This is a genomic window from Streptomyces sp. CNT360, from assembly GCF_000424785.1.
The window spans coordinates 62,669-85,180 of record NZ_KE384246.1 but is presented as its reverse complement, the minus strand read 5'-3'; the positions used below and the strand labels follow the sequence as shown (position 1 = coordinate 85,180).

The following is a 22,512-nucleotide window of genomic DNA, read 5'->3' as shown; positions in this document are numbered from 1 at the left end:
AATCAGTCCACCGGGAGCGCGTAGATGCTGCTGTCGTTGTCGACGACGACCAGACCGGTGGTGCCGGCCACCACCGCACCTGTCAGCTCGGGGTCCTTGCCGGTGCCCACCACTGCGAGCCTCCACCTCAGCGAGCCGTCACGGGTGTCCAAGGCGTCGATCTCGCTGAGGTCCGACCGGATCAGCGTCCGTCCCGACGCACTGAGCGCCATGCGCCTGATCCCTCCGGGCGCGCTGACGGAATTGGCCCGCTTGCGCTTCCATCGCACCTTCCCGGACTCGATGTCCACGGCATAGGTGGACGATTTCGCGTCGGTGACGTACACGGTCTGTTTCCGTATGGCATGGCGGGAGGGAACACGACCGTCGGTCGGCACCGTCCACCGTTCCTTCCCACTGGTAAGAGACATGCCGCGCAGGCCGTCGTCGGTACCGGCCAGGAGAAGGTCCTTCCCGACCGGAAGAGCGAGATCGTCCTCTCCCCCTGTGGCCTCGGGGTACTTCTTCTTCCACTGACGCTTGCCGTTTCTCCGGTCGAGTGCGAGGTACGTGACGCCCTTCTCCTGGACGTTCTTTCCCGTGTTGGCTATGAGGAGCTTGGAGCCTGCCAGCGCGGCCCCGGGGGCACCAGGTCTGGGTTCCCCCCAGGTGCTGAGGAAGCTCTTGGGCAGGCGGGTGCGCCACAGTTCCTTCCGCCGCCGGAGGTCGTAGGCGATGACGCCCTGTGCCGGATCGTCCCCGTCGGCCTCGCCGTAGTCTTCGGTGAAGCACCACACCGTCCCGTTCTCCAGGGCGAGTACGTACTCCATCGTGGGGCTGTCCACGTACGAGTCCTCGTGCCACTTGACCTTTCCCGACCGGGTGGAGAGCAGGGAGAAACCTCCCCCTCCCTCACCCGAACCCACCAGGACGTCGTCCTGTCCGACGCGCAGGAGTTGACTCGCCGTCACGTCGTCGCGTGACCACAGCTGTTTTCCGTTATGGACATCGACGGCGAACAAGCCCTTCTCGCGGGAGACGAGCAGGCGCTTCCCGACGAGCAGGGAGACTTTCAGGGACGATTTCTTCCGCGGCAGCGGGTGCCGCCACAGCGGTGCGGGTGCCAAGCGGAAGAGGCCGCCATCGTCGTGCGCCCGTTCCGTCGAGCCGAAGTGCCGCCACGAGGTGACCCCGGTGGCGCCCAGCACTGCTCCGGCCGCCGCCGTGGCGCTCGCGGTGAGCAGGGCGCGACGCGTCGGTGACGAAGCCGACGTCCCGCTCCGCCGGGGTGGCTTGGTCTTGCCGGGGGCCGTTCCGGCGTCCGCCGGGTCTGCCGTGGTGCCGGGTGGTGGAGGGGGAGGCAGGCTCGTCCGCTGCCGGTCCAGCGCGGCGACGATGCCGTCGGGAAGCCCGCCTCCCGTGCCGGGCAGCGCGGCACGCAGCGCGTCGAGCAGCTCCTCCACCCGCGGCCGTCGCGCCGGGTCCGTCGCCAGGCAGCGTTCCAGGCAAGGTGCCGTCTTCCCCTCTGCCGCCGGTGCCGGGCCACCCGATGGCGTCCCTGCCCGCTGGGCGAAGAGCAGGACGGAGGCCAACGCGTAGACGTCTCCTGCGGGTTGCGGCCTGTCGCCCGCACGCTGTTCGGGAGGCAGGCTCTCCTCGTCCACGCCGGGTACGGCGTGTCGCCCCACGCCCTCCGCGCAAGCAGCCCGCACCAGTCCGTAGCCGGTCAAAAGCGGCCCCTGGCGCGTGAGCAGCACGGAACGGGGAGAGATCCCCGCATGTACGAGGCCCTGGCGGTGGGCGCTCAGCACCGCCTCGGCCAGCACGACACCGAGCCGCGCCACCGTCTCGGCCGGCAGCGGACCTTCGTGCGTGGCCACGGCGGTGGCGAGCGGAAGGGCGGGGAAACAGTCGTAGGCGACCCAGGGGACCTCCGCACGTGCTGCCGAAATGTCCTTGACGGGCGCCGTGCCGCGGCCGCTGAGCCGTCGTGAGTTGTCGGCCTCCGCCCAGAACCGCAGGCGGTAGCCCGCGTCCTGGGCCCACTGCTCGTCGGGAGCCATCACCACGCACGGGGCGCCGTCCGTCCCTACGACGAGCCATCGGTTCACCCCGCCGCGTTCCGTGTCCAGGAGCGTGACGGTGCGGTACCCCTCCAGTGCGGGGGCCGTTCGCTCTGCTGTCTTCATCCGGCTCCCCCCGGCAGCCTGTATCGCGTCATCCGCTGTCGGCACGACGTATCAGCTCGTCTCAACGCAGGGGCAGGGCGTAGGCGCTCTGCCCGCTGACGACCAGGACGGACGCGTCACCGACCGCCACCTTGCGCCGGACCAGCACCTTCTCGGAGCTTCCCGGCAGATCGAGAAAACGCCAGAGCATGGTGCCGTCGCTCGTGTCGTAGGCGTCGACCTCCGAGTCCCCCGCGGAGACCAGCACCTGCCCGTTCGGCGTCAGTGCGAGGTCAGGAGTGGACTTCCGCCCGGTCGCACGGAGATCGGGGACGGAGTCGGAGCGCCAGGTGCGCTTGCCTGTGCGCGCCTGGATGCGGCTCGTCCCGTGGTCGCTGTCGCTGACGTACACCGTCCCGTCGCGGGTGAGCGGAGGCCCGGCGTACCTGTGCCCCACTGCGTAGTCGTTCCACACGGTGGTCTTCCACTGCGCCTTGCCGGGCTTCTCCGTCAGCGCGAAACCCCTCACCTCCGCACCGTCCACCGCGACGAGGGTGGCCGGATCGGCCACCGCGGTGAACTGGCCTGCCCTGACGGACTTGTACGTGCGCGTCCACTTCTTCTTCCCGCTCCTGGGGGCGAAGGCGGCAAAGTGCTGGGGCCCGTCCTTCTCCGCCGTGACGACGAGGAGCGCGTCGGGGAGCAGGTGACTGGTCCGGTACCCGGCGGGGAGGGGGCCGGTCCACAGCTCTCGGTCGGCCGCGATGTCGTACGCGACGAGGGTGCGGCCACCGGCAGCGGAGGAGCGCCGGTCGTCGACCGTCAGCCAGACGACGGTGCCCTGCGCGGCGAGCACGGTTGCGTACGGTCGGCGACCGCCTTTGCGGTAGCGCTCGGAGCGCCGGTGGATCTTTCCGTCGCGGGGGTCGACGGCGAGGAGGTCGGTGCCGGCAAGCAGGACGAGACCGTCTTCGAGGGGCCGGACGTGGCCGGAGGCGTGGGTGTCCTTGTGGCGCCAGACCTCCTGACCTGTGTGCATGTCGAGGCCGATCGTCGCAGCGCCGTCGGCGAGCAACGCGATGTCGTCCTTCCCCATGAAGGCCGCGAAGTCCTGGGCGGGCGCGGCCAGTCGGTGGCGCCACTTCGGGTGCGGCGGGGCACCGGCGAGGCGTCGGTCGCTCTTGCGCCGGGTGGCGAGCTCTGCGGCCGGGGACAGGTTCGGCGCGGGTTCGAGGGTGACGGCCCATGCGACGGAGCCGCCGACGGCGACACCGGCGGCTCCGGCCCCGGCGGCGGTGAGCAGGGAACGCCGCGAGGGGGCGAGGAGGCCCCGGGCCCCGGCGGGGACGGGCCGGGACGCGGAGGGCGGGCCCGGCGAGGGGACCCCGTCGACCGTGGTGGGCACCGGAGCCGGTGTCCCGGCTGCGGCCGGTGCGTCCTCGTCGGCCTCCGCGGCGAGGACGGCCGCGGCCTGCACGGCGAGGGCCGCGCTCACACGGCGGGGCAGCCAGCCGGGAGTCAGGAGAGCCGCGGCGGAGGGGGTGAGGGGAGCGCCGGGGGCGGTGGGTGGGGCAGGAGCGTGGGGTGTGGCGGCGCCGTCGAGCACTGTCGCGCCCGGACCGGCGCCCGGGGCCGCCGCTCGGGCGGGGGCCGGTGCGCACGCGGCCAGCGTGCGGAGGAAGGCGGGCGCCGAGGGGCGTGCCGCAGGGTCCTGGGACAGGCAGGCGGCCAGGAGGGAGCCGAGGGGGCCGTCGGGAAGTGCGGGGCCGTCGCTGTCGGTACGGCCTCCGAGGCGTCCGGTCGCCGCGTAGGCGAGGACGGCGGCGAGACCGTAGAGGTCACCGAGGGGACGGGGGCGGCCGCCGGTGATCTGCTCGGGGGCGAGGAAGGGGTGGGGCGGGCGGGGAGCGCCGTCGGGAGCGGTGACGCGGGCCGCTCCGTAGCCGGTCAGCCGCGGGCCGGCCCCGGTGAGGAGGACGGCGTCGGCGGTGACGCCCGCATGGGCCGTCCCAGCGGCGTGCAGCGCGGCGAGGGCTTCGCCGAGTGCCGTGCCGACGACGAGCAGGGTGCGGGCGGGGAGCGGGCCGTACCGCTCCAGCACGGCCGGCAGCGGCAGCGCCGGGCGGTAGGGCGCGGCGCACCAGACAGTGACGGCGTCCGGGCCGCTCACCTCGGTGACGGGCAGGAGCCACGGGGTGCGCGCGTCACCGCCGGGAGCGGCGTGCTGCGCCGCGAGGGCTTCGGTACGGAAGCGTCGTAGGTGAGCGGCGTCGTCCGCGTGCTCCAGCGGCAGGGTGCTGACCAGGGCGGCCCGCCCGTCGCCGGGTGCGAGGCCGAGGAAGCGGCGGTCCGCGGGCCCGACCTCACGCGTTTCGACGTCCAGCCGTCCGACCAGGGCGTACGGCCCGAGCCGTCGCGGATCGTCCTGGCGTAGCGGTTCCATGCCCTCCCCTATGGATCACAGAGAGCAGCGACACTACGCCAGGTGGTGCGCCCTCAGCCACGTGGTGCGCTCGCGCTCTCACGGTGCGGATCGGCGGGTACCGCGCGGGAACCCGAACGGGGCAATGTGACGCACATCACAGAAATTTACGCATATCGCCGTGAATGCCACCCCGTCACTGTTCACCCGGACAACTGGCGGGTGAGTTCGCTCGCCCACCAGAGGCGCTCTCTGGAAGGAGGAGGACAACCATGGCAGTGCCTACTACCGGCCGCAGCATCGAGCACCACCCCGATCTGGTGGAGATGCGCGCACGGTACGAGAAGGCCGGATCCACTCCGACCGCACAGATCGTGGAGGGCCTGAGCTTTCTCGCAGGGCTCTACATCGCGATCTCACCCTGGGTCGTCGGCTTCAACACCTCGACGAGCCTGGCGGTGAGCAATCTCGTCGTCGGTCTGGCGTTCGCGGTGCTCGCCTTCGGTTTCGGTTCCGCCTACGAGCGGACGCACCTGCTGGGGTGGACGGCACCGCTGCTGGGGATCTGGGTGATCATCTCGCAGTGGGTGATCAACGGCGCGCCGGACACGACGTCGATCGTCCTCAGCAACGTGATCGCCGGCGGTGTCGCAGCACTGTGCGGACTGGCGGTCATGGGGCTGGCGATGGGCAGGAAACGAAAGGGGTGACAGCCACCCGAGCCCGACGGTGACGGGCGGAGCGGTACCGACCCCGCTCCGCCCGTCCCGTACGCCCGGCGCGGGCCCGCACACCGGTCGCGGGCCCGTAGGGCTGTCGGGGCCGGGAGCGCCGCCGGATGGCACACAGCGCGTGCGCGACCGGGTGCGCTGGGATTGGCTGGGGTGAGCGGTGAGACCGCCGACGGCCAGGGAGGAGGCGGCTGGGCACCCATGGGCAGGGGCACGGCACAGCGGATCGACGCCTTCCAGCAGCGGCACCGCTGGGTGGGCGGGCCCCTTGCCGTCGTCTACAAGGTCTTCGACGACCAGGCTCTCTACCTGGTGGCGCTGCTGACGTACTACACCTTCCTGTCGATCTTCCCGGTGCTGCTGCTGTTCGTCTCGGGCCTCGGCGCGTTCCTGGAGGACAACCCGGACCTCCAGCGGCATCTCCTGGACTCGGTGCTCGGCGAGTTCCCGGTGCTCGGGGACCAGTTGCGGGGGCGGATCCACCCGTTCCGCAGCAACGGCGTCGCGCTGGCCATCGGGGTGATCGGCAGCCTCTACGGCAGCCTGGGGGCGGCGCAGGCCGCGCAGTACAGCCTCAACAAGATGTGGGCGGTCCCCCGCCACCAGCGGCACGACCCGTTCAGGTCCCGTGCCAAGGGCGTGCTCTTCCTGACGACGGTGGCAGCAGGGCTGTGCGTGACGCTGCTGCTGTCCGTGGCCGCCTCCGAGGTGGAGACCTTCGGTACGGAGCTGGGCACCGGCCTGCGGACGGCGATCACCGCCGTGGCCGTCGCCGTCAACACGGCACTGCTGCTGGCCACCTACACGTTCCTCACCCACCACCAGGTGCCGCTGCGGTGCCTGTGGGCCGAGGCGCTGGGTGCCGCCTGCGCGTGGCAGGGGCTGCAGTGGGGCGGCGGGTACTACGCCACCCACGTGCTGCGGGGTGCGAGTGCGACCTACGGCATGTTCGGCATCGTGCTGGGGCTGCTCGGCTGGATCTACCTGGGTGCCCTGATCTTCGTCCTGGCGGCCGAGGTGAGTGTGGTGCGCACCCACCGGCTGTGGCCCCGCAGTCTGATGACGCCGTTCACCGACCGGGTGTGGCTGAACCGGGCCGACCGGAAGGCGTACACCTCCTACGCCACCACCGAAACGTTCAAGAGCTTCGAGACGGTCACCGTCGAGTTCGACCAGCGCCCTCCCCCGGACGATCCCCCGGACCGTCCGCCGGACGACGCCTCACGCGCCCCGTCGGCCTGACGGCCCGCCGGACGGCCACGGGGTACCCGGCGTGGCCGTCCGGCGCGTGCCGTGGCCCGCGGGGGCTCAGTGCGGATAGCGGGAGCCCGAGCCGAAGCCGACCATCCGCCAGATCCGCACCTCGCGCACAAGGCCGGGGAACTCCCGTACGAGCACGGCCAGTACGAGGGTGCCGGCGAGCGCGAGCTGGCCGGCCAGAACCCGCCTGGCCAGACAGGCCGGGTGTCTCACCGCTTCCCGCTCGGCCCGCCGCACGGGCTGTCGGTTGCAACGTCGCTGCATGAAGTGCTCCTCAGCCGGGTGGGATGTTCGGCATGATCTTCAGGAGGGTGTCGTGCTTCTTCCAGTGGATGCCTGTCGAGCGCCGGGCATCGGCGGTGCCGTCCTCGTGATGGCCCGGCTGCCGGTCGTAGGGGCCCGTGTTGCCCTGGTGCTGCCCCTTGACGTGCGCGGGTGTGTCCGGCCGTGCGGCAGGCTTGCCGACGCGGATCCGTCCCATGGCGTCCTCCTTCTCCTCGCCCCCTCGGTCCTCAACCGGGCTGTTCGGCCAGCTCGGCGAAGAAGCGTTCGAGCTCAGGCCACACCCGGCTTCCGCCGGACAGGCCCCGCCACTCCCGTCGGACGACGGCCACCATGCGGAAGCAGTCGTCCACCGGGACGATCCAGTGCTGTGCGTTCCCCCGCACCGTGTTGACCAGCAGCGCCTCGACATCGGGAGCGAGCGTCCCCAGCGCGGGGCACTCCGCCGCAGCGGACCGCCACGCCTCCGGTTCGAGCTCCCACCGGGTGGCGCCGGCCGGGCTCGGGTAGTGGGCCCGGACCTCTCCGTCGCCGCGCACCACGAAGAACGCGAGCCCGACGGGCACGCCGAGTGCGGCGGTCGGCACCGGGGCCAGCCGCACCCGCCGCCGCGGGATCAGCCGGTAGCGGCCCTCGCCTGCCGCCTCGTGCACGAAGAGCACCGAGCACGGCCGACAGGCGCACAGCACCGGGGCGGCGCGCCCGTCCGCGGACTCCTCGGACGCGGTGTCCAGCAGGTGCCGGTGCTCGTCCGGCACACCGGCGCCGCACAGGTCGCAGCGTTCGATCCGCGCCGCGGAAGCACCGTGTGCCCCGCGGATGACGCGGGCGAGGGCCCCGGAGGTCACGGCGTCCCCGCGGTGGGTGCGGCAGCCGGCCGGGCGGCGGTGGACTGCGCTGCGGCCGGCCGCAGCGTATCCAGGGGGACGAAGGCGGGGGGCTTGCGGTCGGCCACCCGCTCGACGGCGTGCAGCTCGGGGGCGGCCGCCAGCACCGTCTCGCGCACCGCCTCCTCGACGGCGGAAGCGGTGGAGCCGCACCCCTTGGCCGTGACCCGCACCGAGACCACACCGTCTTCCACGCCGACCAGTTCGACGTCGGCACCGCGCTCGCGCAGCACGTCTCGCAGTCCGGTGACGGCGTCGGCGGCGCGCTGCTCCACCGGGTGGGGGTGCAGCTGATGGAGCACCAGAAGGTGGCTCAGCAGGTCGTCGTCGGTGACGGCACGGATCAGCTCGGGCCCGGCGAGGTCGCGGAACCGGGCCAGTGCCTCGCCGTACACCTCCGTCAGGGCCCGTACGGCCTCCAGCGCGGCATCGGCGGTGGGACCCGGTACGCCCTCGACGCGTTCGAGCAGCTCGTCGAGGCGGGCCAGCCGCGCCTCGACGTCCGCGTCCGCCAGCCGGTGCCCCTCCGCTGTCCGCTCCTCAGCCATGGCCCGCTCCCGCCCCCGCACCGAAGGTGGGCGAGTGGATCTGCCGCAGCTCCTTGCCCTTGCCCAGGTACATGTGGACGCCGCACGGCAGGCAGGGGTCGAAGCTGCGGACGGTGCGCATGACGTCGATTCCCTTGAACTCGTCCGGCCCGTTCTCCTCGAAGACCGGCTGGCCGGTGACGGCGTCCTCGTAGGGGCCCGGCGTCCCGTAGTGGTCCTGGGGGCTGGCGTTCCAGGGAGTGGGCGGGTACGGGTGGTAGTTGGCGATCTTCTTGTCCTTGATCACCAGGTGGTGCGAGAGCACGCCGCGGACGGCCTCGTGGAAGCCGCAGCCGATGCCCTCCTCGGGCAGCTCGTAGTCCTGGAAGATCTTGGTGTCGCCGGCCCGCACCAGGTCCAGGGCCCGGTTGACGAACTCGAACGCCATGGCCGCCGAGTAGGCCACGAAGTAGGGGCGGGCCCGGTCCCGTTCCAGGGTGTTGGACCACTTGGGGATCTTCCACTCGAACGTCATCTCGGGCAGCTTCTCGCTCTTGGGCAGCGAGATCCGCACGCTGTGTCCGGTGGCCTTGATGTAGGGGGTCTCCACCAGCCCGTTGAGCGCCGTGGACCACAGCCGCGCCAGCGGACCGCCGCCGGTGTCCAGCGCCAGATGGTCGCCGGTGCGCTTGTCGTGCCAGCGCGGGCTCATCACCCAGCTGTACTTGTCGGCGAAGTCGCGCTTCTGCGGCACCGGGACGGTCGTCTGGTTCCACGGGTGGCGCATGTCCACGGGGTTGCCCAGCGGGTCGTGCGTGACGAAGGGCTCCTCGTTCACCCAGTCCTCGTAGTACGAGCTGCCCAGCAGGATGCGCATGCCCAGGTTGATGTCGACGAGGCTGTTGGTGACCAGCTCGCCGTCGACGATGACGCCCGGCGTGACGAACATCTGGCGGCCCCAGTCGGCCATGTTCTCGTAGCGGTAGTCGCACGCCTCGTAGTTCTGCCACGCGCCCCAGCAGCCCAGCAGGATGCGCCGCTTGCCCACCTCCTCGTAGCCGGGCAGCGCGTCGTAGAAGAAGTCGAAGACGTCGTCGTTCATGCCGACGGCCTTCTTGACGAAGTCGAGGACCCGCATCAGGCGGGAAAGGTAGTCGGTGAACGTGGAGGGCGAGGGCATCGTGCCCACCCCGCCCGGGTACAGCGTGGAGGGATGCACATGGCGCCCCTCCATCAGGCAGAACATCTCCCGGGTGATGCGGCTGACCTGGAGCGCCTCCTTGTAGACCTCCCCCTCGAAGGGGTTGAAGGCGCGCATGATGTCGGCGATGGTGCGGTAGCCGTGGATGTGCCCGTTGGGGGCGGCCGTCTGCTCGGCCTTCGCCAGGACACCGGGGTTGGTGGCCTTGACCATCGCCTCGCAGAAGTCCACGAAGACGAGGTTGTCCTGGAAGATGGTGTGGTCGAACAGGTACTCGGCGGCTTCCCCGAGGTTGGTGATGTGCTCGGCCAGCGGCGGCGGCTTGACCCCGTAGGCCATCTGCTGCGCGTAGTTGGAACAGGTGGTGTGGTTGTCCCCGCAGATGCCGCAGATGCGGCTGGTGATGAAGCCGGCGTCCCGCGGGTCCTTGCCGCGCATGAAGACCGAGTAACCGCGGAAGAGCGACGAGGTGCTACGGCACTCCGTCACCTCGCGGTTGGCGAAGTCGATCTTCGTGTAGATCCCCAGATTGCCGATGATCCGGGTGATCGGGTCCCAGGACATGTCCACCACTTGGGGTGGCTTGCGCCCTGCCTGTGGCCGGGCCGCGGTTGCCGTCATCTCAGTCCTCACCTCGTCGGTCGCGGTGTGTGGTGGCTCGGTGCCCGCACGGTGGGGCGGCGCGGCCCGGCAGCTCCGGGCCGGGCCGCGCCGTCAGGAGCGCCAGTGGGGGTCGTAGCCGCTGGTCAGGGCGGGCTCGTTGTGGCGCCATTTCGGTTCCCGGTTGACGGCGATGTTGGTGATTCCGCGCATCCGCCGGATGAAGGCGCCGTAGGGGCGGACGAGGACGGCGGAGAGGCTGCCGCCGGTCGGCTCGTCCATGAACGGCATGAAGGCGTCGGGGAAGCCCGGCATGGTGCAGCCGATGCAGATGCCGCCCACGTTGGGGCAGCCGCCGATGCCCCCCATCCAGCCGCGTTTGGGCACGTTGCAGTTGACGACGGGGCCCCAGCAGCCGATCTTCACCTGGCACTTGGGCGAGTTGTAGTCCTTCGCGAAGTCGCCCTGCTCGTAGTACGCCGCCCGGTCGCAGCCCTCGTGCACCGTCTTCCCGAACAGCCACTGCGGCCGCAGCATGTGGTCCAGCGGGGGCGGCGGAGCCGCACCGGCCGCGTGGTAGAGCACCCAGGTCAGGGTCTCCATGAAGTTCTCCGGCTGGACCGGGCAGCCCGGCACGTTCACGATCGGCAGGGCGCCCTGCGACGTGAAGTCCCAGCCCAGGTAGTCCGCCAGCCCCATGGAACCGGTCGGGTTGCCCGCCATGGCGTGGATGCCGCCGTACGTGGCGCAGGTGCCCACGGCGACCACCGCCCAGGCCCGGGGCGCCAACCGGTCGAGCCACCAGTTGAGGGTGAGCGGCTCACCGGTCTCCTCGTCGTTGCCGAAGGACGTCCAGTAGCCGTCGCCCTCGATGATGTTCTGGTTGGGGATCGACCCCTCGATGACGAGGATGAAGGGGTTCTCGGCCTCGCCGCGGGCGGCCGCCCTGAACGGTGCCAGGAACTCCTCGCCGCCCAGGGTGGGCGAGAGGACCTTGTTGTGCAGGTTGACCTTGGGCAGTCCGGGGACGAGCCCGAGGACGACGTCCTCGATGGCGGGCTGGCCCGCAGCCGTCACCGAGACGGTGTCGCCGTCGCAGCTCATGCCTTCGGAGATCCACAGGATGTCGATCTCCCCGAGCCCCTTGCGCTGGTCCGCCCTGCTCGGATCCTCGCTCACAGAGGTGGTGCCGCTCTCGATGGTCATGTTCTCGGCCTCCCTTGCAGCCGGTCCCGCAGTCGGTCGTGGACGCCGGCGACCCGGGCCGCCGGGGCCGGTGGCCGGCCCGGAGTGCCGGGGCGCAGCCGGGTCGGGGTGGTCCTTGCGGCCTGCTCCGGCGCCCGGCCCGACTCGTGGAGAGCCGGCTGGTCGACCGCCTCGGGCAGTTCGAGCAGCGGCCGGACCTCGTCCTCGGCCGCGTGGTGGTCGCAGGAGAGCCGCTCGGCCGGCCGGCGGTCACGCTTCGACAGTGCGAGGGCACGCATCGGGCCTCTCCTCCTGCGAGTGGTGCCGGGCCTCGTCGGGCAGCGGTTGGACCTCGTCCGTACGGAAGTAGAAGTAGCGGCCGTACCAGGCGTTCAGGTCGGCCGCGGGATCGTCGTCGAGCGTCACGGCCAGGTGGACGCTGCCGTCCACGTCGTGGAAGACCCCCGCGACCCGGGCCGTGCGGCCGGTCAGGAACATGTCGTGCGCATCCGCGCGGGCCCGCGGGCACAGCCGTACCCGGTGACCGCGCCGCACCGGCACGCCCGCGACCAGCACACTGTCCGTCGCCGGGGACACGCCCTCCTCCGCGGCCTCCTCCCACCACGGGGCGGCGGCACGGGCGGGAACCGGGCCGGTGCCGGGGCCCGGACGGGAAGGCGGCGCCGGATCGACGGCGGGCTCCGCAAGCGGCACCGGCTCTTCGGCGGGCTCCAGTGAGCGGATCGCGCCGTGCAGTTGGGCGAAGACCTCCTCGGGCATGTTCTCGATCTGGTCCAGGATCGAGGCGGCACGCGGATCGGTGGCCCGCGCCTCCCGCTTCTCCTCGTCGGTCAGCAGGTACGTCCGCAGCGAGAGGATCTCGTCGATCTCGGCGGCGTCGTGCAGGTCGCCGGGGCTCTCCGGGGCGATGCGGGGATGGTCGCCGAGCAGGATCGGTGAGGAGAACATCATGTGCCGGCTGCCCTCCTCGCCCGCCAGGACCGGGAAGGTGTGCACGTTGTCGCAGTCCTGCGCGTGCGGGGCCGCCCAGGCGGGCGGGTCGATGAGGGAGACGAACTCCAGCCCCTCGCCGCCCAGCAGCGTGTGGGTGGCGACCAGAGCGTGCCGCAGCGCCTCGTCGCGGGGCGTCTCCGCTGGCAGGGTGTCGTCGGTGTTCTCCGTACGCACCGTCAGGCGGTGCAGGCCGGGACGGCCGTCGAGGGGCTCGGCGGACACGACGGTGCGGGCCGCGAGGGGGCGGCGGCGCCGCACGACACGGAAGGTCTCCGCGCCCTGCCCCGCGAGCGGGGTGACCTCGGTACCACCGGGCGCGCCCACCGGGAAGGAGCGCTCCCCCGCGAGCAGGTCGCCCAGCGGCACCTCGATGTCGCACTCGTGCGGTACCGCCTCGTCGAAGGACAGGTGCAGTTCGCCGTCCAGTTCCACGGACTCCACGGGCTCCCAGGCACCGACTCCGCCCTCGGCACTGCCGTCGTCCGTGTCCGCGGGGCCGGCGCGGTGCTCCACCTGCTTGCCCTGGACCTGGAGGTAGCGCACCCGGACGCGTACCACGGCGGGGTCCAGGGCGGGGTCCAGGGCGGGGTCCAGGGCGGGGTCCAGGGCGGGGTCGGCCACCAGCAGGCAGTCGGTCCGCTGCCGCCAGGACTCGGCCGACCCGGCGACGCTCGGCGGAACGGGTCCGTCCGCCTTCACCCAGGCGCGGGGCGCGAGGATGCCGAACTGCCAACGCACCCGGTTCTTGGGCGAGGAGCGGCGGTAGGGGTAGAGCAGGTAGCCCTCGTAGCAGATGGCGTCCGCCACGGCGCGGACCTGCGCGAACCGGTCACCTCCGGGCCGCGTGCCGGGCTCCGTCCGAGCCGCTTCGTCCACTGCCACGCCTCCCGGTCGCCGCCACTGGCGCGCTTCCTCGCACACCGGCGTCCATATTTGCACCCTTTTTTCGGATTTGCTCGCCCTTGTGGTGCGAGCGTGGCGCTGTCGTACCGGTGTGGCGGAGGGAGGGGCGGGCACGCCTGCTACGTCCGCGCGGCCGCGCAGTTCACAGACGCGCGAGGAGTGCGTACCGCTCATCGGTGACGGTCCCGCCCCACAGCGCGGCGTCCTCCCCCAGTGGCTCCACACGCACCTGAGTCACCAGGGGGTCGAGCACACCGGCCAGCTCCTCGGCGCCGACCCCGCCACCCCACGGCAGCGCCTCGGCCCCGGACCCGTACGGCACCCCGCACCGGTCCGCCTGCGCCCAGCGCCCCTCGACCAGCACCAGCGTGCCGCCCCGGCGCAGCCGGCGTATCCACTGGCGCAGCGCAGCGCCGGGATCGGGCAGGGTCCACAGCAGGTGCCGGCACAGCACTACGTCGAAGCGCGCGTCCCCCGTGGGGGGAGCGGCGGCGTCCCCCACCAGGAAGTGACCGTCCAGCCCCGCCGCCTTCAGCTTCGCCCTGGCCCGCTCGACCATGCGGGGCGACAGGTCGACGCCGGTGACCCGGTGGCCCGCACCGGCGAGCAGGGCGGCCTCACCCTCGGCCGCAAACCGGCGCACCCACTTATGGGCGGTGGTCCGGGAGACACCCGTCTCGGCCGCGACATGGGCCACCGGACGACCCGAGCGGATGCGATCGACCAGCAGCCGCCTGCCGAAAACGGTCAGGCGGGCATTACGGTGGGACACGAAGACCTCCGTGCGGTGCAGCGTAGACACCTCCACCACACCGGAGGTCTTCGCCATGATCAAGACCCACGACTGTCAACAACGCTCGTGATCAATACAGCCAGCCGCTTCCGCCACGCCTCACGGGTCCCCTCGTCACGCAGCCCGTGATCCGGCTCCTCGTCGAACGAGGCTGCGGCGGCAGCCCAGTAGGCCGTGACGGCGGCGGAGTCAGTCATGCGAGCGATCGTCCCAGCCGCCGCTGACAGGGCACGGGAACCCGACGGCCGAGAGACCCGCATGCGCGCGCCCGGAATCCGGGTGCGCGGCGCGGCGCCGGTTGCCACGACGCCCGTCGGAAACGGGGGACAGCCCGAGCCCGGACAGGGGGCCGTGCGGTGGAGGCGACCGGATGTCTGGTGCCGTCAGAGATGCCTGGCGCGGGCGCGAGCACGGTGGCGCCGCTCGTCGCGGCCCACCACGCCCGCGGGGCGCACGTCGATGGTGATGTGCTCTCCTTCATGGCCGTACAGGGACGAGCGGCCCGCTGAGCGGCACGGCGGAGACCCGACGGCAACTGCGGCTGCATTCCCGCGACATGGCCGCCTTCGGCCGACGAATTCGCCGAGAGCGGCGTCTTCCCCGACCCGGGGCACCCGGGCACCCGCGCGCTGCTGAAGGTACTTCGCGCGAAGCCACGACCGCGGCCGGTCCCGTTCGTCACGCCGGCCCCGCCCCTGGAGATCTGCCGGGAGCGGAACGCCGGCCACGCGGCCCAGGAGGGCGTCGCCTACGACACGGCTCCCCCGCGACGCAACAGGGGGTACGCCTGTGAGGCGTCAGTCCTTTTCCCTGCCACGTTCGGTGAGGGCGTCGCGGGCGCGGTCGACGAGACCCGCGCCGGGGGCGAGGAGCTTGTTGGCGGGCGGCTCGCTCGGGGCGTGGGGGTGCGGGCGGGTGGGCGCCGTCTTCTTCGCCTGCCGGACCTTGTCGCCCAGCTCGGTCAGCTCCTGGTCCGGCATCACGTCCCGCAGTCGCGGGAAGAGGTTGCCTTCCTCGTCGCTCATGTGGGAGCGGAGCTCGTGGATGAGGCGGGTGAGCGTGCGGTCGAAGGCCGGGTCGGCTGCGCCGAGCCCTTCGAGGTCCTTCAGCAGCCGCTCGGCCCCTTCCAGGTCCGCCAGCTCCTTGTCCGCGAGCGGACCCCCGCCGGGCACGTGGGCGCGGACGGCCGGGAAGAGGTACTCCTCCTCCGCGATGGAGTGCCGCACCAGTTCGATGGTGACTTGATCGGCGTACAGCTTGCGCTTCTCCTCGCCGGGAGGCAGTGCCTCGATCCTGGCGAAGAGTTCCTCGACCTCGCGGTGGTCCGCGGTGAGTTCCTCGACGACTGTGCCACCGTGTCCCATGGCGCCGCCCTTCCCTTCCGCATCGGCAGCGATCTCCCCGTCCGTCGGGAGCGGGTGCCCCGTATCGGGCGATACATTTCTTCCCGAACAGCGTTTATCGCGCATTTCTCCCGGTACTCGTCGGCGCGTGTGGCTTCTGAGACCGCCCGGGGTGTACGCCCCGCAGGGCGATTCCGAACTGTTGCTCGACGCACTGGTCGGCGCTGCCGTCCCCCGCGGCGCGCGGATGCTGGACGTGTGCACCGGCACCGGTGTGGTCGCGCTGACCGGAGCACGCCTGGGTGCCCGCGAGGTCCACGCCGTGGACATCTCCGCACGGGCCGCCCTGGCAGCCACCTGGAACGCCCGGCTGCGGGCCTTGCCGGTCCGCGCACACCGCGGAGACTTCCTGGAGCGCGCCACCGGCCGCTTCGACGTCGTCACGGCGAACCCGCCGTACGTGCCGTACTCCGGAACCGGCGAGCGCTGCGGGCGGCGGTCGCGGGCATGGAACGCGGGCCGGGATGGTCGCCGGTTCCTGGACCGGCTGTGCGAGGCGGCACCGCGGCTGCTCACCAGGGACGGTGTGCTGCTGATGGTGCACTCCACCCTGTGCGACCCCGACCGGACGCTGGAACTGCTGGGCAGGTCCGGACTCGAAGCCCGCGTGACCGCCCGCCGCACCCAGCCCTTCGGCCCTGTCCTGCGCGCGCGTGCGCAGTGGCTGGAGGAACAGGACCTGATCTCCCCCGGACAGCGACACGAGGAACTGGTGGTCATCCGTGCCGACCTCGTCCCCTCGACGGAACGAACCGGCCCCGCGCAGCAGTGGCCCCCCGGAGTGCGAGCCGCCCGGTGACGACTCCGCGGAGGGTACGCCCACCGCGCGGCGCGTGAGCCTCGAAAGCGGCGGGCCCGTGCTGGTCGAGGGCCCCGTGGAGGTACGCCTGGACGACGGGCGGACGGTCACCTCCGACCGTTTCGTCGTGGCGCTGTGCACCTGCCGCCGCAGCCGGACGTACCCCTGGTGCGACACCAGCCACCGCCGCCGTTCCCGGTCCGGACCACGGAAGCCGGCGGCGCAGGAGGACGACTCCGGGCGCTCCGAGCAGCACGGGCACCCCGGCGACGGCCTCGGCAAGCGGAGCTGAGCGTCTTCCGCACCCGGCCCCGGGCCGCGCCCGAGGACCGGTGTGGAGGGGTGGGCGCGGGTGGCACCGCGGGAGCCGGGCAGGTCAGCGGGGTGGACGGGCGTTCGCGTCGCGGCAGCGGGGCCTGTGAGAGACTGCCTTGGCTCAGCGGGGCCGGGACCGCCCCAGATGTGTGGCCCCTGGCGGTGTCACCTCTTGGTCGCTTTCCGTGCTCTGTTCGGCCAAGGAAGACATGACGGTATGCCGAGTGGAGATCTCATGACCAAGGTTCGCCTTTCCACGACGATGGGCGACATCGTGCTCGCCCTCCATCCTGAGAAGGCCCCCAAGACGGTCGCCAACTTCGAGAGCTACCTCGACGACGGGCACTTCCAGGGCACGATCTTCCACCGGGTGATCAGCGGGTTCATGATCCAGGGTGGCGGTGTCGGCACGGACATGCGCATCAAGCCCGCTCCGCGCACGGTGGAGAACGAGGCGAGCAACGGGTTGAAGAACGTGAAGTACAGCCTGGCCATGGCCCGCACGTCCGACCCGCACTCGGCCAGCGCCCAGTTCTTCATCAACACCGTGGACAACGACTTCCTGAACCACCCGGGGCAGGACGGCTGGGGTTACACGGTCTTCGGTGAGGTCGTCGAGGGTCACGATGTCGTCGACAGGATCGCGCAGGTCGAGACGGGCGCGCAGGACGTGCCCAAGCAGCAGATCGTGATCAACTCCGCGGAGCGGGTGGCCGACGGGGAGTGACCTCTCTCCCGGCACCCCCGGCACCCCCGGCCCGCTGATCACACGGGTCGCCCGGCACCCGCACCGGTCGGCGACGAGCGCATCGCGTTCCTCGTCGGCCGGTGCGGGTGCCGGGCGTCCGGCTTTCGGTTCAGGCGGGCTCGACGAGCAGCGGCAGGCTCTTCGGGCCGCTCATCGTCGGGTCCGGGTGCCACTCCATCGGGCGGTCCGGATCCGGCCGGAAACTCGCGAACCGGCGCAGCAGGACGCCGAAGGCGACGCGGGCCTCCAGACGTGCCAGCGGCGCCCCGAAACAGAAGTGGATGCCCTTGCTGAACGCGAGGTGCGGGTTGGGGCTCCGGTCGATGCGGAAGGTGTCGGGGTCGTCGAACTGCCGCTCGTCGTGGTTGGCCGAGAAGACCGAGCACACCACGATCTTCCCGGCTTCGATCGTGGTCCCGCCCAGCTCGACCTCCTTCCTGGCCACGCGCGGCACGATGCCCACCGGGCTGCGGTAGCGCAGTACCTCCTCCAACGCGCCGGGGATGGCGGCCGGGTCGGCGCGGAGGGCCCGTTCGGCCTCCGGGTGCTCCCGGAGGCACAGCATCGCGTTGCCCAGCCACAGGGTCACCGTCACGTGCCCGGCGAGCAGCAGGACGGTCGCGAACCCGGCGATCTCCCGGTCGGTGAGCCGTTCGCCGTCCACCTCGGCCACCGCCAGGTCGGTGAGCAGGCCGGGGCTCGGCTGCTTCCGGCGCTGGACGACCAGGTCGAGCAGGTAGTCGTGGAACGACTTCGCCGCCCCGGCGGACGCCTCGTTGTTCGGGTCGAACGCGCCGTTGGCGTAGAGCTGGTCGGCCCAGTCCTTGAACAGCCGCCGGTCCTGCGACGGCACCCCGAGCATCTCGGTGATGACCGTCAGCGGCAGGGCGTAGGCGAAGTCGTCGACGAGTTCGAGTGCGGTGCTGCTGGGCGCCTGGTCCAGCAGTTCCCCGGCGATGCGCTCGATCCGGTTCTCCAGCTGGGCGACCGCGCGGGAGGTGAACGCCTGGCTGACGAGCCTGCGCAACTGGGAGTGCCGCGGCGGGTCCAGGGTCCCGATGTGGCCCTCCATGAGCTGGGTGGCGTCGGGGAAGACGGTGCTGAAGTCCGAGGAGAAGGTGTCGTGGTCCATGAGGACGGAGACCGCGTCCTCGTACCGGAAGACCTGGTACGCGCCGCTCGCCGGGTCCTGGACGACGGGGGTGGTCTCCCTCATGGTGCGGCACAGGTCGAGCATTTCGAGCCCGGGAGCCGACTCGGGCGGTGGTGCGGACATGGTGGGTGTCTCCTTGGGTGGGAGGACGGCCGGCTCAGGAGGCGGGGTCGGCCACGATCTCGTAGTAGGCGAAGCGGAACGCCGTGTTGGGCGCGGAGAAGACCCGGTTGCAGGTGAGGCCGGCCGCCTCGATCACCTTGAGCCAGCTCTCCCGCGGCTGCGGGAAGCCCTGCTCGGTCAGCACGTGGATGAGGTAGAAGTTGGCGTCCTCGGTGTCCACGAACAGCTCCGGCTCGCACAGCAGCAGCGTGCGGTTCTCCCCCGCGCGCAGCAGGTCCGCGTACCGGCTGAGCATGTCGACCACCGCGGCCTCGCCGTTGCGGAAGTGCTCGTGCAGCGCGCCGACCGCCACCAGGAAGTCGGCGCCTTCGACGACCTCGGCGGGCCAGTCCTGCGGCCGGAAGGCGTCCGCGACCGCGAAGGAGAGCCGGTCGGCCAGGCCCGCGTCCGCGGCACGCCGGCCCGCGTACGCGATGGCGTCCTCGGCGATGTCGAGTCCGTAGCCGTGCAGTTCGGGGTTCTCCCGCACGAGGTCGAGCAGCAGGCCGCCGGTGCCGCAGCCGAGGTCGAGAACGCCGCGCGCGCCCCGTGAGCGGACCAGGTCGCGCACCAGGTTGCCGCCGAAGCTGCGGAAGAGCACCTCGCAGCGCAGTCCGAGCGCCTCGGTGTCACGGCTGACATCGGTCTCGTAGACCTTGCTGCCGTCCAGCAGCCCGCCCATGTCGTGCAGGACAGGGCCGTACGCGTCCACGTAGTAGCCGAGCAGCGATTCGGCCACCTCGTCGAAGAGCTGGGCCCCACGCCGGGTGGTGCGCCACGCGTCGCCCTGGGACTCGACGACGCCGCGCAGCTCCAGGAAGCGCAGGACCTTGCCGATCCGGTCGGCCAGTTCCGGCTTCGGGGCCAGCTGTCCGAGCGGTGTCCACTCGCCGGACAGCTTCTGTGCGACGCCGGAGTTGGACAGTCCGACGATCGCGGTGGTCAGGACGTAGGAGGAGGCGAGTTCGCCTGCGCCGGCCTCGGCCACGGACTTCCAGGTCTGCTGCACCTCGTCGTCGAGGACTTCCACGGACTTGCTCTCGGTGCTCACTTCTCTCATCCCTTCTGTCGTCATGCCTGTGTATGTGCCGGTGGGCCCGGCTGTGCCGGGTGCGGGGTCCCGCGTAGGAACCGCCGCATCCGCTCCAGCGCCTCGACGGTGCGGTCCGGGTCGCGGACGAAGGTGGCGCGCACCCAGCGCAGGCCGTCGTCGCGGTCGCTGAAGAAGCTCGTCGCGGGGGCGAGCAGGACGCCGGCCGACTCCACCAGATCGGCCACCAGTGCGTCGCTGCGCGGTGCCAGACGCGCCGTACCCGCCAGGACGAACCAGCCCCCTTCCGGTGCGAACACCTCGAACCCCATCTCGCGCAGGTGCCGCACCAGGTGGTCGCGGCGCTCCTGGAAGTGCTCCCGGTCGTCGGGGGCGTCCGCGGTCCGGGCCGCGGCCACACCTTCCTGGAGGGGCCGCGCGGCGCCCACCGTGGTGCGCTCGTGCACCCGCCGCAGGCCCGCGGTCAGCTCCGGGGACGCGACGCAGTAGCCGACACGCCAGCCGGACATGTGCAGCGACTTGGAGAGGCTGCCGACGACCACCGCGCGCCCCGCCGCGCGCGGCATGCCCAGCGGCGAGGCGTGTGCCCGGCCGTCGTAGACGTAGCCCGCGTAGACCTCGTCGGTGATCAGGGTCAGCCCGTGTTCGGCGCACAGGTCGAGCAGACCCCGCACCTCGGTCTCGTCGAAGGAGCGACCAGTCGGGTTGTGCGGGGTGTTGAGCAGGACGGCGCGGGTGCGCGGCGTGACCGCGGCCCGCATCGCCGCCAGGTCAAGCCGCCAGTCCGGGCCGGTCAGCGGCACCGGGCGGGGCACCGCACCGGCCAGTCCGATCACGCCCGGGTAGTTCTCGTAGAACGGCTCGGGCAGCAGCACCTCGTCGCCGGGGTCGGTGACGGTCAGGACCGCGTCGAGCACGCCCTCGGTCGCGCCGCAGGTGACCGTGATCTCCTCGACCGGGTCGACGGTGACGCCGCGGGTGAGCCGGATCTCCGCAGCGATCGTCCGCCGCAGCTCCAACAGCCCCTCCGGGGGCGCGTACTGGTTGCGGCCCGAGGTGAGCGCCGCGGTGGCCGCCTCGATCGCGGCCGCGGGCGGGTTGCCCGGCGGGATGCCGAGGGCGATGTCGATGGCGCCCACCTCGTGCGCCAGCCGCAGGAGCCCGGCCAGTTCCATGGACCCGACCTGTGCGGCCCGGCGGGACAGCCGGGCCGGGGACGGCGTCACGGGGTCACCTCGGCGCGGTGGTCGGGCCGCGGACGGGCCGCCGGATCAGTCGAGTGCCGCACGGACGGCCTCCCCCGCTGCCTTGGTGGTGAGCGTGCCGCCGATGTCGGGGGTGCAGCGCCGGTCCGCCACGGCACGGTCCACCGCTGCCCGGACCGCCGCCGCCTGCGCCGGGTGGCCGGTCCGCTCCAGGAGCAGCGCCGCGGAGAGGATCGCGCCGACGGGGTTGGCGGTGCCGGTGCCGGCGAGGTCCGGGGCGCTGCCGTGCACCGGCTCGTACAGGCCGAACCCGGTGTCCGGGTTGAGGTTGGCCGAGGCGGCGGTGCCCATGCCGCCGGCCAGCTGCGCGGCAAGGTCGGACAGCAGGTCGCCGTAGGAGTTGTTGGTGACGATGACGTCGAACTCCTGCGGGTCGGCGACCAGCCGCATGGCGGCGGCGTCCGCGTACAGGTGCGAGGTGGCCAGGTCGGGGCGGGTCGCGGCGGCCTGGCGCCAGCAGCGCTGCCACAGCCGCCCGCCGTTGGGCACCGCGTTGGACTTGTCGACCATGCACACCGCGCGGGTCGCCGTGGCGAGGGCGAAGTCGATCACGCGGCGCACACCCTGGTGGGTGCTCATCTCGGTGTCGACGGCCACCTCGGCCTCCGTGTCCTGGTGCAGTGCGCCGCCGACGCCCGCGTAGAGGCCCTCGGTGTTCTCGCGGACGATGGCACAGTCCACGGCCCGCCGCGCGGGGTCCCGCAGCGGGCTGAGCCGGTCGTGCAGGAGCCGCACGGGGCGGTAGTTGGCATACAGGTCCAGCTCGGACCGCAGCCGTAGCAGCACGTCCCTGGCGTAGCGCGTGCCCGCGGCGCGGGCGTCGCCGATGGCCCCGAGGAGGATGCCGGAGCTGCGGCCGGCCCGCGCCAGGTCGTCGTCGGCGAGGGCCACACCGGTGTCCAGGAAGGTGTCGGCGTTGACGTGGTCGAGCACGTCGAAGTCCAGGCCGAGGCCCAGGCTGTCGAGAACGAGGAGGGCTTGCTCGGTCACCTCGGGGCCGATGCCGTCCCCGGGGATGACGGTGATGGGCGGCATCGTGCTCAGCTCACCCCGCCCGCGGGAGAGAAGGTGGGCAGCCAGCCGGGCCGGCCGCTCTCGTAGTCGCTGATGTCGTCCTGCCTCTCCAGTGTCATGGCGATGTCGTCCAGGCCGTCGAGCAGCAGGCTGCGCGCCCGGCTGTCGATCTCGAAGCCGCGCTGCCCCTCGGGCCAGCGCACGGTGCACTCCTGGAGATCGACGGTGATCTCGTACGACACGTCCTGCTCGGCCCGCGCCATCAGGTGCGCCACGTCGTCCTCGGGCAGCGACGCGACCAGCAGGCCGTTCTTCAGGGCGTTGCGGCGGAAGATGTCGCCGAAGCTGGGGGCGATCACCGCGGCGATCCCCCAGTCCCGCAGCGCCCACACCGCGTGTTCGCGGGAGCTGCCGGTGCCGAAGTTCGCGCCGGCCACCAGGATGGTGCCCCCGGCGCGTGCCGGGTCGTTGAGGACGAAGTCCGGCTGTTCGCGCCAGCGCGCGAACAGGGCGTCCTCGTAGCCGGTCTTGGTGAGCCGACGGCAGTACTCGCTGGGGATGATCTGGTCGGTGTCCACGTCGCTGCGGCGCAGCGGCAGCACCTTGCCCAAGTGGCTGGTCAGCGGTTCCACCCTGGCACCTCCTTGCTC

Annotated in this window: 22 protein-coding genes and 1 pseudogene; 5 read left to right on the top strand and 18 right to left on the bottom strand. The window is 71.9% G+C overall.

Annotated elements, in window-relative coordinates; translation table 11 throughout:
* Positions 1–2: 2 nt before the first annotated feature.
* A complete protein-coding gene (locus H297_RS40630; RefSeq protein WP_051352327.1) occupies positions 3–2,168 on the bottom strand; it encodes an outer membrane protein assembly factor BamB family protein in 2,166 nt (721 codons plus the stop codon).
* Between the two features lie 61 nt (positions 2,169–2,229).
* Positions 2,230–4,590: an outer membrane protein assembly factor BamB family protein gene (locus H297_RS40625; protein WP_051352326.1), complete on the bottom strand. Its 2,361-nt coding sequence runs from the start codon at positions 4,588–4,590 to the stop codon at positions 2,230–2,232.
* Positions 4,591–4,841: 251 nt separating this feature from the next.
* Here H297_RS40625 and H297_RS0131105 point away from each other — a divergent pair, with 251 nt between their 5' ends.
* Complete coding sequence (locus H297_RS0131105; protein WP_027740232.1) at positions 4,842–5,279, top strand: SPW repeat protein; 438 nt, start codon at positions 4,842–4,844, stop codon at positions 5,277–5,279.
* Between the two features lie 174 nt (positions 5,280–5,453).
* Positions 5,454–6,542 carry a YihY/virulence factor BrkB family protein gene (locus H297_RS39465; RefSeq protein ID WP_486589743.1) on the top strand — a complete coding sequence of 363 codons (1,089 nt, stop codon included), beginning with the start codon at positions 5,454–5,456 and terminating at the stop codon, positions 6,540–6,542.
* Positions 6,543–6,608: 66 nt separating this feature from the next.
* Here H297_RS39465 and H297_RS39460 read toward each other — a convergent pair whose 3' ends face one another.
* From H297_RS39460 to H297_RS0131050, 11 genes and pseudogenes are all read right to left on the bottom strand, one after another.
* Complete coding sequence (locus tag H297_RS39460; protein WP_158693781.1) at positions 6,609–6,824, bottom strand: hypothetical protein; 216 nt, start codon at positions 6,822–6,824, stop codon at positions 6,609–6,611.
* Positions 6,825–6,834: 10 nt separating this feature from the next.
* Positions 6,835–7,041: a hypothetical protein gene (locus tag H297_RS0131090; RefSeq protein ID WP_027740231.1), complete on the bottom strand. Its 207-nt coding sequence runs from the start codon at positions 7,039–7,041 to the stop codon at positions 6,835–6,837.
* Between the two features lie 31 nt (positions 7,042–7,072).
* On the bottom strand, positions 7,073–7,690 hold the full coding sequence (locus H297_RS0131085; protein ID WP_027740230.1) for a DUF5947 family protein: 618 nt from the start codon (positions 7,688–7,690) through the stop codon (positions 7,073–7,075).
* Positions 7,687–8,277, bottom strand: a complete 591-nt coding sequence (locus H297_RS39455) for a NifU family protein (RefSeq protein WP_051352346.1) — start codon at positions 8,275–8,277, stop codon at positions 7,687–7,689. The genes H297_RS0131085 and H297_RS39455 overlap by 4 nt, the downstream gene beginning before the upstream one ends.
* Positions 8,270–10,078 (bottom strand): nickel-dependent hydrogenase large subunit, encoded by a 1,809-nt coding sequence (locus H297_RS0131075; RefSeq protein ID WP_027740229.1) that lies wholly within the window; start codon positions 10,076–10,078, stop codon positions 8,270–8,272. The genes H297_RS39455 and H297_RS0131075 overlap by 8 nt, the downstream gene beginning before the upstream one ends.
* Positions 10,079–10,171: 93 nt before the next feature.
* Positions 10,172–11,263 (bottom strand): NADH-quinone oxidoreductase subunit B family protein, encoded by a 1,092-nt coding sequence (locus H297_RS0131070; protein ID WP_027740228.1) that lies wholly within the window; start codon positions 11,261–11,263, stop codon positions 10,172–10,174.
* Positions 11,260–11,541: a hypothetical protein gene (locus H297_RS39450; RefSeq protein ID WP_027740227.1), complete on the bottom strand. Its 282-nt coding sequence runs from the start codon at positions 11,539–11,541 to the stop codon at positions 11,260–11,262. The genes H297_RS0131070 and H297_RS39450 overlap by 4 nt, the downstream gene beginning before the upstream one ends.
* The gene (locus tag H297_RS39445; protein WP_486589742.1) at positions 11,513–13,138 is read right to left on the bottom strand and encodes a hypothetical protein; all 1,626 of its coding nucleotides are present in this window, start codon (positions 13,136–13,138) and stop codon (positions 11,513–11,515) included. Before H297_RS39445 ends, H297_RS39450 begins: the two co-directional genes overlap by 29 nt.
* Before the next feature lie 166 nt (positions 13,139–13,304).
* Positions 13,305–13,931 (bottom strand): annotated as a pseudogene (locus H297_RS39440) (methyltransferase domain-containing protein); the annotation flags it as partial.
* Between the two features lie 59 nt (positions 13,932–13,990).
* Entirely contained in the window at positions 13,991–14,149 is a 159-nt protein-coding gene (locus H297_RS43045; RefSeq protein WP_486589741.1) for a hypothetical protein, read from the bottom strand.
* Between the two features lie 600 nt (positions 14,150–14,749).
* Positions 14,750–15,316, bottom strand: a complete 567-nt coding sequence (locus H297_RS0131050) for a hemerythrin domain-containing protein (RefSeq protein ID WP_027740226.1) — start codon at positions 15,314–15,316, stop codon at positions 14,750–14,752.
* Between the two features lie 127 nt (positions 15,317–15,443).
* Here H297_RS0131050 and H297_RS39435 point away from each other — a divergent pair, with 127 nt between their 5' ends.
* From H297_RS39435 to H297_RS0131035, 3 genes are all read left to right on the top strand, one after another.
* Positions 15,444–16,154: a HemK2/MTQ2 family protein methyltransferase gene (locus tag H297_RS39435; RefSeq protein ID WP_051352324.1), complete on the top strand. Its 711-nt coding sequence runs from the start codon at positions 15,444–15,446 to the stop codon at positions 16,152–16,154.
* 34 nt (positions 16,155–16,188) lie between these two features.
* Positions 16,189–16,446, top strand: coding sequence for a CDGSH iron-sulfur domain-containing protein (locus H297_RS0131040; protein ID WP_027740225.1), 258 nt, complete (start codon positions 16,189–16,191; stop codon positions 16,444–16,446).
* 258 nt (positions 16,447–16,704) lie between these two features.
* Positions 16,705–17,196 (top strand): peptidylprolyl isomerase, encoded by a 492-nt coding sequence (locus H297_RS0131035; RefSeq protein WP_027740224.1) that lies wholly within the window; start codon positions 16,705–16,707, stop codon positions 17,194–17,196.
* Positions 17,197–17,326: 130 nt separating this feature from the next.
* Here H297_RS0131035 and H297_RS0131030 read toward each other — a convergent pair whose 3' ends face one another.
* The 5 genes from H297_RS0131030 to leuD are packed head-to-tail and all read right to left on the bottom strand — an operon-like array spanning position 17,327 to position 22,494.
* On the bottom strand, positions 17,327–18,493 hold the full coding sequence (locus H297_RS0131030) for a cytochrome P450 (RefSeq protein WP_027740223.1): 1,167 nt from the start codon (positions 18,491–18,493) through the stop codon (positions 17,327–17,329).
* A gap of 34 nt (positions 18,494–18,527) precedes the next feature.
* On the bottom strand, positions 18,528–19,583 hold the full coding sequence (locus H297_RS0131025) for a methyltransferase domain-containing protein (RefSeq protein ID WP_051352323.1): 1,056 nt from the start codon (positions 19,581–19,583) through the stop codon (positions 18,528–18,530).
* Positions 19,584–19,603: 20 nt separating this feature from the next.
* Positions 19,604–20,809: a pyridoxal phosphate-dependent aminotransferase gene (locus H297_RS39430; RefSeq protein ID WP_486589740.1), complete on the bottom strand. Its 1,206-nt coding sequence runs from the start codon at positions 20,807–20,809 to the stop codon at positions 19,604–19,606.
* Between the two features lie 45 nt (positions 20,810–20,854).
* A complete protein-coding gene (locus H297_RS0131015; protein WP_027740221.1) occupies positions 20,855–21,883 on the bottom strand; it encodes an isocitrate/isopropylmalate family dehydrogenase in 1,029 nt (342 codons plus the stop codon).
* A gap of 5 nt (positions 21,884–21,888) precedes the next feature.
* Positions 21,889–22,494, bottom strand: coding sequence for a 3-isopropylmalate dehydratase small subunit (gene leuD / locus H297_RS0131010; RefSeq protein WP_027740220.1), 606 nt, complete (start codon positions 22,492–22,494; stop codon positions 21,889–21,891).
* Between the last annotated feature and the right edge of the window lie 18 nt (positions 22,495–22,512).

What these genes read in the sequence shown, in the direction of transcription:
- H297_RS0131070 (WP_027740228.1), bottom strand. Translation starts at nt 11,263, where the DNA reads ATGACCATCGAGAGCGGCACCACCTCTGTGAGCGAGGATCCGAGCAGG.
- H297_RS40625 (WP_051352326.1), bottom strand. Translation starts at nt 4,590, where the DNA reads ATGGAACCGCTACGCCAGGACGATCCGCGACGGCTCGGGCCGTACGCC.
- H297_RS0131105 (WP_027740232.1), top strand. Translation starts at nt 4,842, where the DNA reads ATGGCAGTGCCTACTACCGGCCGCAGCATCGAGCACCACCCCGATCTG.
- H297_RS0131075 (WP_027740229.1), bottom strand. Translation starts at nt 10,078, where the DNA reads ATGACGGCAACCGCGGCCCGGCCACAGGCAGGGCGCAAGCCACCCCAA.
- H297_RS0131030 (WP_027740223.1), bottom strand. Translation starts at nt 18,493, where the DNA reads ATGTCCGCACCACCGCCCGAGTCGGCTCCCGGGCTCGAAATGCTCGAC.
- H297_RS39450 (WP_027740227.1), bottom strand. Translation starts at nt 11,541, where the DNA reads ATGCGTGCCCTCGCACTGTCGAAGCGTGACCGCCGGCCGGCCGAGCGG.
- H297_RS39455 (WP_051352346.1), bottom strand. Translation starts at nt 8,277, where the DNA reads ATGGCTGAGGAGCGGACAGCGGAGGGGCACCGGCTGGCGGACGCGGAC.
- H297_RS39460 (WP_158693781.1), bottom strand. Translation starts at nt 6,824, where the DNA reads ATGCAGCGACGTTGCAACCGACAGCCCGTGCGGCGGGCCGAGCGGGAA.
- H297_RS0131090 (WP_027740231.1), bottom strand. Translation starts at nt 7,041, where the DNA reads ATGGGACGGATCCGCGTCGGCAAGCCTGCCGCACGGCCGGACACACCC.
- H297_RS0131035 (WP_027740224.1), top strand. Translation starts at nt 16,705, where the DNA reads ATGACCAAGGTTCGCCTTTCCACGACGATGGGCGACATCGTGCTCGCC.
- H297_RS40630 (WP_051352327.1), bottom strand. Translation starts at nt 2,168, where the DNA reads ATGAAGACAGCAGAGCGAACGGCCCCCGCACTGGAGGGGTACCGCACC.
- H297_RS43045 (WP_486589741.1), bottom strand. Translation starts at nt 14,149, where the DNA reads ATGACTGACTCCGCCGCCGTCACGGCCTACTGGGCTGCCGCCGCAGCC.
- H297_RS0131015 (WP_027740221.1), bottom strand. Translation starts at nt 21,883, where the DNA reads ATGCCGCCCATCACCGTCATCCCCGGGGACGGCATCGGCCCCGAGGTG.
- H297_RS0131050 (WP_027740226.1), bottom strand. Translation starts at nt 15,316, where the DNA reads ATGGGACACGGTGGCACAGTCGTCGAGGAACTCACCGCGGACCACCGC.